This is a genomic window from Bartonella callosciuri, from assembly GCF_014203215.1.
Lineage (GTDB): Bacteria > Pseudomonadota > Alphaproteobacteria > Rhizobiales > Rhizobiaceae > Bartonella > Bartonella callosciuri.
Map to the genome: position 1 here is coordinate 30,612 of NZ_JACHIM010000006.1, position 7,905 is coordinate 38,516.

Below are 7,905 nucleotides of genomic sequence, written 5' to 3' on the forward strand. Positions count from 1 at the left end.
CGCCGTTTTGGAGCTGCTGCTCTTGATTTGGCTTACGTCGCTGCTGGAAGAATCGATGGATTTTGGGAAGATAATCTGCAAATTTGGGATATGGCAGCTGGAATATTGATGGTTCGTGAGGCCGGTGGTTTTGTAACCGATAAAGATGGAGGCGACGCTATATTTCACAAAAAAAATATCATTGCAGGCAATGAATACATTCGCATCAAATTAGAAAAAGCTCTTAAAAAAGGCATTTAGACCTAAAAAATGTTTAAAAAAGCAGTATTCTACTCCTTTCACCGACCCTTTTAGAAGCGCACAACGATCAATGGGCGATGATGCATCTCTTTGAATTGCACAATGTGATGGCAGAAGTTTCTGGACTTCGCCGTTTTGGAGCTGCTGCTCTTGATTTGGCTTACGTCGCTGCTGGAAGAATCGATGGATTTTGGGAAGATAATCTGCAAATTTGGGATATGGCAGCTGGAATATTGATGGTTCGTGAGGCCGGTGGTTTTGTAACCGATAAAGATGGAGGCGACGCTATATTTCACAAAAAAAATATCATCGCAGGCAATGAATACATTCGCATCAAATTAGAAAAAGCTCTTAAAAAAGGCATTTAGACCTAAAAAATGTTTAAAAAGCAGTATTCTACTCCTTTCACCGACCCTTTTAAAAGCGCACAACGATCAATGGACGATGATGCATCTCTTTTGCAAAAAATGTTATTACTGACTTTAAACGCATTTGCATCTAGTTAGAAAAAGCAGCTAAATCTCAAAAAAGACATTCAGAAGGAATTTGTCTCGTATCATTGATGATAACATTTCTCCAAATTCAGATTTAGACAATTTTGAACCGGAAATCAAAAGATGCATGTGAGTGCATATGTGTGTGAATTGGTGAAAGCAAAAGATGCTGATGTGTTGTTGCAAAAGGTTGTTTAAGAAAAACATTTAAAGCATGGCTAGAAATTTATAGTGCTAAATTCTTGGACGATTTATGCGGGAATAAAGATTCTGCCCCGCACCAATCTGATTAAAGATTTTCCTTTGGGTAAGGCCTGAACTGCTGACCATTTGTGCGATTTACTTCCCAAGCTCGACAAACACGCCCCGTCCTCACTCCTTCGTTTGAATTTAGACTTCTACACTTAGTTGATGCAAAAGAAAACGAAAATCAGACAGAGATGACAGTGCCTTTTTAATCGATGGCAGTGTCTTTTCTTATCCTCATGAAGCACAATGCTTTACGAAACTGCGGAGAGAATAAAAACACAGTAACTTATTGGATATATTAGTCAGCATAAAGGAACTGCGCCAATAATTCCATAAGAATACCTCCCGATGTTATAACACATGCTTCTCTCTTTATGATGATGCATCTATTCAGGTGAGAATTGCAATTTTGCTAAATAGGCATAAACGCCGTTTTGTGCGACAAGTTCTGCATGTGTTCCTTCTTCAACAAGAGCGCCTTTATCCATCACGAGAATACGATCTGCTTTTAAGATTGTTGCTAAACGGTGGGCAATCACCAATGTTGTTCGATTTTGCATCAATCCTTCTAAGGCTTCTTGCACCAATTTTTCACTGTTTGCATCTAAAGCGGATGTTGCTTCATCAAGCAGTAACAGAGGAGCATTTCTTAAAATCGCGCGTGCAATACCGATGCGCTGTCTCTGGCCACCAGAAAGCATAGTACCGCGCTCTCCCACTTCAGTCTCAAAACCATTTGGTAAGGCTTCAATAAACTCAAGTGCGTTAGCTGCTTTAGCTGCGGCAATGACTTGCTCTTCACGGATATTTTCTGTACCAAAAGTAATATTATCGCGTAACGTTCCATCAAAAATGGCAACCTCTTGGGGAACATAAGAGATTGAACCGCGTAAATCTTGGAGAGAAAGGCGATTGATCTCCACACCATCAAACCGAATTTGCCCACTTGTTGGATCATAAAAACGAAGGATCAAAGAAAAAAGAGTGCTTTTTCCTGCCCCTGACGCGCCAACAAAAGCAACGGTTTCCCCTGCTTTGATAGAAAAAGAAAGAGAATGCAAAACCTTTTCTTGTGGTCTAGAAGGATAAATAAAATCAACCTTGTCAAAAACAATTTCCCCTTGGACAGGTTTTGTCAATGGTGCAGGAACTTTTGGAGCTAAAATAGTAGGCTGTTTTTGCAACAACTCCGCCAACCGTTCAGCTGCACCTGCAGCTTGTATTAATTCTGCCCCTAGTTCCGACAATTGTGCAAAGGTTGAGGCTCCAAAAACAGCATAGAGAACAAATTGACCTAACGTTCCCCCCGTCATTGTACCATTCAAAACATCGCGGGAGCCAATCCATAAAACAGCAACCACACTGCTAAACACCAAAAAAATTGCAAAGCCTGTAAAAAAAGAACGCAAGGTAACAGAAGCACGTGCTGTTTGAAAAACACGCTCTATAAACTGTGAAAAACGTGTAGAAACAAGTTTTTCAGCTGTAAAAGCTTGCACAGTACGAATAGCGCTTACCTGTTCCGTTGCTAAGGCATTTGCTTCTGCCAGACGATCTTGTGCAGCGCGCGTACGTTTACGAACCTTGCGCCCAAAGACCACTAACGGAATAGCGACAAAGGGAATAGCGGTTAGAACAAGTAAGGACAATTTGGTATTTGTGATAACCATCATCACGATGGCTCCGGTCACCACAATCAGATGACGCAAAGCTGTAGAGGCAGTTGAACCAACAGCTAATTTTATTTGGGTTGTATCAGTTAAAAGCCGTGAAACAATTTCACCAGAATGAGACTTATCAAAAAAAGCAGGCGAAAGTTTCAGAAGATGGACGAACACATCACGCCGCAAATCAGCAACAATCCGTTCTCCCAAGGTGATGACACAATAATAACGGCAAGCGGAAGCAAGTGCGAGAAGAAAGGCTAAAACAAACAAAATAAAGAAATAAAAATTGATATGGCCATGACTTGAAGTAGAAAAACCATGATCAAACATTTGCCGAATAGCAATAGGCAAAGCCAGCGTAACAAGGGCAGCAACCGATAAAGCGAGAAAAGCAAAGATAAACAACCAGCGATAGCGCACCATATAAGGACCAAAAGTTGCAAACGAAGAGAATGAAGATTTTTTTGTGAAAGATCTTGCAGATTTTTTAAAATAATTGGAGGGATTCATAAAATTTTGCTCACTCTATTAGGTTGTTTATAACACTTGATATAAGATATATTTTGAACACTTGTTTTTTGATGTAGGCTCAGTTATAGAAATAGTACTTTAATCAACTTAACAAAAAGACAAAGAAAACGCACTTTAAAAAGGGAGAAAGTGCCATTTCATTCTATAGACACAAAAGGTTTGACGCATGAAAGCGAATATTCATCCTAATTACCACAGGATTACCGTTGTTATGACGGATGGTACCCAATACACAACACGCTCCACTTGGGGAAAAGAAGGGGATGTCCTTAACTTGGATATCGATCCCAAAACTCATCCAGCGTGGACAGGAGCGTCTCAAACAATTGTCGATCGTGGTGGTCGTGTTTCTAAATTCAAAAACCGTTTTGGTAACCTCGGTATGTAAAATCCTCTTTCTCATTGTGAAGAGCGAAAAAACATCCGCTGAATTTGTTGTATATTGAAGACAAAGGAACTACTTTGATTCCGTGAGAATATCACTGTTTGTCTCTTCCACAGAGAAAATTTTTAGAGAAACAACTTCCAAAGTTTCCAATGAGATGCCCCGCTTCAAAGCGGGGTTTGCCTATTGCAAGAAAAATAAAACCTGCTGACACTTTTATAAGTATAAATTGTGATTATACAAAGAAAAAGGAGAAGAGATAAAAGCAAAAGATTTCTCCTCGAAAAAAAAGCAGTGTCTATAAGCACAAAATTTGTTGTTTTTTAAGCGTAAGATTTTTCCTGGTCTTTTGTCCATTGTCCCAAAGCAGCAAGATGATTCATTTTTGCACGATGACAAAAAGCTTTTTGTGCAACAGAAACATTTTCGTGGCGCCCTGCCCACGCCTTCAAGGCAGCCGCTTGCAACGCACGCCCATAAGAAAAGGTCAATTTCCAAGGCAACGCTCCCAAAACATTCATAGCAGACAGATGCGCTGTTGCTTCTTCATCAGATTGCCCACCAGAAAGAAAAGCAATTCCTGGGACAGCAGCAGGAACAGTCTGTTTCAGAACGCGAACTGTTTTCTCAGCAACTTCTTCAACACTGGCAATCCGTGCATCTTTTCCATCAATCACCATATTAGGTTTTAAAATCATACCCTCAAAAAGAACACATGCTTCAAAGAGTTCTTTAAACACTGCGTTCAAAACAGCTTTTGTGACCTCAAAACAGCGCGCAATTGAATGCTGGCACGTTTTCCCATCCATCAGCACTTCCGGCTCCACAATCGGCACCATACCGGCCTCCTGACACAAAGCAGCATAACGCGCGAGAGCTTGTGCATTTTGGTTTATTGCGCCTCTTGTTGGGAGCGCATGTGCATCAATCGCAATCACAGCACGCCATTTCGCAAAACGTGCTCCCAAAGCATAATAGTCTTTTAAACGTTCACGAAGACCGTCTAACCCTTCTGTAATTGTCTCCTGAGGGAAAGCCGCCAATGGTTTAGCACCAGTATCAACTTTAATCCCAGGCAAAGCACCCGCATCGCGAATAAGATCGGTCAACATTTTCCCGTTAGATGCTTTTTGACGAATGGTCTCATCAAATAAGATGACACCAGAAATAGCACTTTCCATAGCTTCTTTTGCGGTAAAAAGCATTTCACGATAGGCGCGGCGATTATCCTCATTGGATTCAATACCAATGCTTTCAAAACGCTTTCCAATTGTCGCAGTACTCTCATCTGCCGCTAAAATACCTTTACCCGCACACACCAGAGCAAGTGCAATATCTCCAAGATGTTCATTCATAAAAAGTTCCTCTTTGTTCTCTCTTAACTTCCAAAACTGCACAATACAACCAACATACCTACTCTAACCGATGACCATACAGCTTTTCTTTAAACTTTCCTTCAAATAAAATCTTTAAGCCTGCATAAGAGCGAGAATACCAGGAAGCACCTTACCTTCCATCCATTCTAAAAAAGCTCCCCCAGCAGTTGAAAGATAAGTAAAGTCATTGGCCACACCAGTATGGTTAAGGGCAAAAACCGTATCCCCTCCTCCAGCAATTGAAACCAATTTCCCCATCAAGCTGCGTTCTGCTGCATGGCGGGCAACTGCAATTGTTCCTTGATCAAAAGGAGGCATCTCAAAAACCCCAAGGGGACCGTTCCACACAAGGGTGGCAGCCTTATCAATCACAGCATTGATATGGGCGATAGAGCGTGTCCCAATATCCAGAATCATACCAACTTCAGGAATATCTCCAATATCATAGAGGCGATGGGGTGCATCTTTTTCAAAGCGAAATCCAACAATCGCATCGACAGGAAGCAGAAGGGTACATTGGCATTCTTTTGCTTTTTCAATAATCTTTTTTACGGTTTCCATAAGCCCCTGTTCACACAGTGACTTACCAACAGACAGACCTTGCGCCGCTAAAAAACTATTGGCCATGCCCCCACCAATGACTAAATGCTCAACCTTTTCAACCAAATGATTGAGCACAAAAAGTTTAGTAGAAACCTTTGCTCCTCCAACAATTGCAATAACTGGACGCGCTGGATTGCCTAGTCCTTTTTCTAATGCCTGCAATTCATCCTGCAAAGAACGCCCTGCATAAGAAGGCAACAAATGTGTTATCCCCTCTACCGAAGCATGGGCACGATGACAGACGGAAAAAGCATCATTGACATAGAGATCGCCATTATGGGCGAGTGCCTCGGCAAAAGAGCAATCATTCTTTTCTTCACCTGGATGAAAACGAACATTTTCAAGCAATAAAACACCACCGTCTTGCAGAGCCTCAACGGCTATTTGCGCTGCTTCACCGATACAATCTGATGCAAAAGCTACCGGTTGATTGATTATTTTTTCCAACACTTGCACAATGGGGTGTAGTGAAAATTCTGGCTCCACCTGTCCCTTGGGGCGTCCACAATGGGAAAGCAGAATAAGCTTCGCACCACGCTTTTGCAATTCAAAAAGTGTCGCTTTATGTCGTTTAAGACGCGTCTCATCGCATACCTTGCCTTGCGCCATTGGAACATTAAAATCTACCCGCACAAGAACGCGTTTCCCAGCGACATCAACATCATCAAGTGTACGAAAACCCATCACTGTTTCCTTTTCACTGTCCATTGTTTCAAACCAACGGACCTGCTCACTTTCTCTTCTACACAATCTGCTCTTCGCTTTCAGACGAAAAGATTGGCATCTGTATTTTTTCATGCTTCGTCTTGCTTTAATCTCAGTTTTTCAAATTTTTCTCTTTTATGGGTTTTGAGAAACTAAGCATGACCGAACAAAAACAGACTTTACCGTCAATCATTTAGGCAACATCTTTTCTCTAGCGCACCAATAACAATCTTAACGAATTTTTTCAAAAAGAACGCACTTTTCTTACTCTAAAAATTTGACTTTTTAATAAAAAGAGGATCCGAAGATCCTCTTTTATATTGTTTTAGCGAAAGCTACTGCTGTATCGCTCATGCGATTTGAAAATCCCCACTCATTATCGTACCAAACTAAAACACGACAGAGCTGACCATCGATCACCTTCGTTTGATCATTATGGAAAATAGCTGAATGTGGATTATGATTAAAATCACAACTCACAAGCTTTTCCTCCGTAGTGTCTAAAATTCCTTTGAGAGAACCTTGTGCAGCGGTGCAAATAGCTGTGTTAATTTCTTCAACCGTTGTGGAACGCTTAGCAGTAAATGTCAAATCAACAACAGAAACATTAGGAGTCGGCACGCGTATCGACACACCGTCGAGCAATCCTTTTAACTCTGGCAAGACCAACCCTACAGCTTTTGCAGCCCCTGTTGAGGTAGGGATCATAGAAAGAGCCGCCGCTCGTGCACGATAAAGGTCACGATGCATTGTATCCAACACAGGTTGATCACCCGTATAAGAATGGATTGTTGTCATAAAGCCCTTTTCAATGCCAACAGTATTGTGCAAAACTTGTGCAACAGGCGCCAAACAGTTGGTTGTACAAGAAGCATTTGAAACAACCCGATGCTCTTTATTTAAAGATTGATGATTAACCCCATAAACCACAGTTAGATCCGCACCTTCTGAAGGTGCAGAAACGAGAACGCGCTTTGCCCCTGCATCCAAGTGAACACTTGCTTTATCACGTGCAGTAAAAATGCCCGTACATTCTAAAGCAATATCGATATCCAAAGCTTTCCAAGGCAATTGTGCTGGATCACGCTCTGCCAACACTTTTATCAAACCACACCCGACATCAAGTGCATCTCCAACCACCTTAACAGCACCTGGGAAACGCCCATGGACTGAATCATAGCGCAACAAATGGGCATTGGTTTCCACTGATCCCAAATCATTAATTGCCACAACCTCAATATCTTGTCGGCCACTTTCCACGATGGCACGCAAAACATTGCGCCCAATACGACCAAACCCATTAATTGCAACGCGAACCGTCATTTACATTTTCCTCACTTCTCTTTATAGCGCGACAAATGGGCATTGGTTTCCACTGATCCCAAATCATTAATTGCCACAACCTCAATATCTTGTCCGCCACTTTCCACGATGGCACGCAAAACATTGCGCCCAATACGACCAAACCCATTAATTGCAACGCGAACCGTCATTTACATTTTCCTCACTTCTCTTTATAGCGCGACAAATGGGCATTGGTTTCCACTGATCCCAAATTATTAATTGCCACAACCTCAATATCTTGTCCGCCACTTTCCACGATGGCACGCAAAACATTGCGCCCAATACGACCAAACCCATTAATTGCAACGCGA

At 41.7% G+C, this 7,905-nt stretch carries 6 protein-coding genes and 3 pseudogenes; 3 read left to right on the top strand and 6 right to left on the bottom strand.

The genetic code is table 11. From position 1 onward, the window contains the following. The coding region (locus HNQ69_RS07990; protein ID WP_281380953.1) for an inositol monophosphatase family protein at nt 1-240 on the top strand (240 nt) is incomplete at its 5' end. Nucleotides 241-323: 83 nt separating this feature from the next. Further along, a pseudogene (locus HNQ69_RS05865) lies at nt 324-608 on the top strand (inositol monophosphatase family protein); the annotation flags it as partial. 761 nt (nt 609-1,369) lie between these two features. Here HNQ69_RS05865 and HNQ69_RS05870 read toward each other — a convergent pair. Next, nucleotides 1,370-3,160, bottom strand: a complete 1,791-nt coding sequence (locus tag HNQ69_RS05870; protein ID WP_183229135.1) for an ABC transporter transmembrane domain-containing protein — start codon at nt 3,158-3,160, stop codon at nt 1,370-1,372. A 187-nt stretch (nt 3,161-3,347) separates the two neighbouring features. Between HNQ69_RS05870 and rpmE the strand changes: the two genes are divergently transcribed. Further along, complete coding sequence (gene rpmE / locus HNQ69_RS05875; RefSeq protein WP_183229136.1) at nt 3,348-3,569, top strand: 50S ribosomal protein L31; 222 nt, start codon at nt 3,348-3,350, stop codon at nt 3,567-3,569. A gap of 320 nt (nt 3,570-3,889) precedes the next feature. Here rpmE and HNQ69_RS05880 read toward each other — a convergent pair whose 3' ends face one another. The 5 genes and pseudogenes from HNQ69_RS05880 to HNQ69_RS05900 all read right to left on the bottom strand — a co-directional run. Then, the gene (locus HNQ69_RS05880) at nt 3,890-4,921 is read right to left on the bottom strand and encodes a class I fructose-bisphosphate aldolase (protein ID WP_183229137.1); all 1,032 of its coding nucleotides are present in this window, start codon (nt 4,919-4,921) and stop codon (nt 3,890-3,892) included. Between the two features lie 114 nt (nt 4,922-5,035). After that, nucleotides 5,036-6,229 carry a phosphoglycerate kinase gene (locus HNQ69_RS05885; RefSeq protein ID WP_183229197.1) on the bottom strand — a complete coding sequence of 398 codons (1,194 nt, stop codon included), beginning with the start codon at nt 6,227-6,229 and terminating at the stop codon, nt 5,036-5,038. Nucleotides 6,230-6,565: 336 nt separating this feature from the next. Continuing rightward, complete coding sequence (gene gap / locus HNQ69_RS05890; RefSeq protein WP_183229138.1) at nt 6,566-7,573, bottom strand: type I glyceraldehyde-3-phosphate dehydrogenase; 1,008 nt, start codon at nt 7,571-7,573, stop codon at nt 6,566-6,568. Between the two features lie 23 nt (nt 7,574-7,596). After that, nucleotides 7,597-7,743: pseudogene (locus tag HNQ69_RS05895) on the bottom strand (glyceraldehyde 3-phosphate dehydrogenase NAD-binding domain-containing protein); the annotation flags it as partial. A 23-nt stretch (nt 7,744-7,766) separates the two neighbouring features. Continuing rightward, nucleotides 7,767-7,905 (bottom strand): annotated as a pseudogene (locus HNQ69_RS05900) (glyceraldehyde 3-phosphate dehydrogenase NAD-binding domain-containing protein); the annotation flags it as partial.

Bases quoted from the DNA above. Each gene is read 5' to 3' on its own strand.
- HNQ69_RS05870 (WP_183229135.1), bottom strand. From the start codon at position 3,160: ATGAATCCCTCCAATTATTTTAAAAAATCTGCAAGATCTTTCACAAAA.
- rpmE (WP_183229136.1), top strand. From the start codon at position 3,348: ATGAAAGCGAATATTCATCCTAATTACCACAGGATTACCGTTGTTATG.
- HNQ69_RS05880 (WP_183229137.1), bottom strand. From the start codon at position 4,921: ATGAATGAACATCTTGGAGATATTGCACTTGCTCTGGTGTGTGCGGGT.
- HNQ69_RS05885 (WP_183229197.1), bottom strand. From the start codon at position 6,229: ATGGGTTTTCGTACACTTGATGATGTTGATGTCGCTGGGAAACGCGTT.
- gap (WP_183229138.1), bottom strand. From the start codon at position 7,573: ATGACGGTTCGCGTTGCAATTAATGGGTTTGGTCGTATTGGGCGCAAT.